The organism is Trebonia sp. (assembly GCF_049794275.1).
GTDB lineage: Bacteria > Actinomycetota > Actinomycetes > Streptosporangiales > Streptosporangiaceae > Trebonia.
The window spans coordinates 1-1,769 of sequence record NZ_JBARCR010000924.1 but is presented as its reverse complement, the minus strand read 5'-3'; the positions used below and the strand labels follow the sequence as shown (position 1 = coordinate 1,769).

Genomic DNA, 1,769 nt, shown 5'->3' with positions numbered 1-1,769 from the left:
GAGCAGACCCGCGAGATCAGCCAGCTCCGACAGACCGTCAGCACCACCATCAACATCGGGTCGGACCTGATCAACCAGGCCCGCAACGGCTTCCGCGAAACCAAGGACATCCTGGACCGGGTGCGGGGCTTCCTGCCCAGTACCCCGGAGATCCAGGACCAGCTCGAGGCCATGGACCGGCTGGAGGGCCGCATCGACGCGGAGTCGTGGCCCGACCTGTTCGCGGGCATCCTGACCATGCACGCGCTGATCGAGGCGGCACAGCAGGCCTCGGCAGACGCGCTCCTGCGGACCAGCGAGGCCGCTGACACCGAGGTGGGGTCGCGGGAGGCCGAATCCGTCATCTCTGACTACCTTCAGGGCGGTGACGGGCGATGACTTATCTAGGTGCGGCGACATACGCTGGAGGGGTGACCGCGACAGTGCCCACCGACAGCGGGCCGTCGAACGTCCGCATGACCCCGGCCGCGATCGACGCCCTGCACAAGCTGGCGCGCCCGCAGGCCGAGTCGGTCGCGCGCGCCATCGCGTCCATCGGGCAGGTGCCCGGCAACCCGGTCGAAGCACCCAACGGGAACGGGAACGGCAGGCAGTACCTGGCGATAGTTCCTGACGATGGTATGGCTCCGGTCGTCATGTACCGCGAGTCCGAGGACAACGGGTACCTGGTCACGGCGCTGGTCGACCGCGACACGTACCAGACGTACGAGATCACCGAACAGCCCGGCTTCCTGCGGTCCACCACGTTCAGGACCGCCGTCGGCGCGGTCGCCGCCGCCGCGCTCGGCATCATCCTCGGCTCCCGCGCCGGACGGTCCTCGTCCTCGCTTACTTAACGCCGGGGCCGCTGACCTCGCTGACCTGGGCGTAGGCGAGCGACTGGATGACGGTGCCCTTAGGTGGCCCCGCTGGGTTCTTGAGCTTCCGCAAGATCTGCTGCTGCATGGCCTTGGGGTACCCGGCGAGTTGCTGAGGGCTCGGGGCGGCCATCTTCGGGCCGATACCGTTGCTGAGCTGGCGGAGGCCCGTCACCTGGTAGCTGACCGGATCGAGGAGGAGCTGGTCGTAGCCGCCGTCGCCGGACACGCCGATGGCCGGGTTCCCGGCGGCGTCGGTGATGCCCTGCTGGATGGTGACGCCGGGGATGGCGGCCATCGCGCGGAACGCCGCGGCCTCGGCCTTCGGTGGGGCGCCCACGCCGCCCGCCGCGTTCCACAGCAGCAGGCCCAGGTAGTCGAACTCGAGCTGGCCCTTGTTCTCTGGCGCTTGGCTCGCGACCGGGTCGCCCGCGACGGCGTTCGCTCCGCCGGCGGCTTCCGCCGCCTTGTCGACCGCGGCGAGCAGCTGGCTCGGCGCCGTGGGCAGCGACGCCAGGGCGTAGTACGAGGTCTGCGGGGTGGGGTCCGTGTTGAACGCCGCCAGTGGGTCGCTCGTGATGTCCGCCGGAGGGGCCACGGGCGACGTGTGCACGGTGATCGGGGCGCCTCGGCTCTCGTAGTAAGCACTCTCAGTGCCGTCGAAGGTGATCCAGTTGTCACCCGAGGTCGTGCCCTGCGGGTACTGGTACCCGACGAGCTTGGAGTAGATCCACTGCCCCGGGCTTGGCGTCGTCTTCGGGGGGACGCGGCTGGCCGCGGCCGACGCGTCGCGGAGGACGCGCGCGGCGAGCACCCCCTGGCTGGGTACGGCTTTGGGGTGGCTGGGCAGCGCTTTGGGGTGGCCCGCCGGGGCGTTGCCAGTGCTGAGGCCGTAGCCGGCCAGCCCCGCGG

At 70.4% G+C, this 1,769-nt stretch carries 3 protein-coding genes; 2 read left to right on the top strand and 1 reads right to left on the bottom strand.

Annotated elements, in window-relative coordinates:
• Nucleotides 1–378: hypothetical protein (locus WA805_RS23835; protein ID WP_425243445.1), on the top strand; the 378-nt coding region annotated here is incomplete at its 5' end.
• 32 nt (nucleotides 379–410) lie between these two features.
• Nucleotides 411–836, top strand: a complete 426-nt coding sequence (locus WA805_RS23830) for a hypothetical protein (protein ID WP_425243444.1) — start codon at nucleotides 411–413, stop codon at nucleotides 834–836.
• Here the strand turns inward: WA805_RS23830 and WA805_RS23825 are convergent.
• Nucleotides 829–1,769, bottom strand: a 941-nt coding sequence (locus WA805_RS23825) for a hypothetical protein (protein WP_425243443.1), incomplete at its 5' end; no start/stop codon positions are given. The two genes, WA805_RS23830 and WA805_RS23825, sit on opposite strands and share 8 nt — an antisense overlap.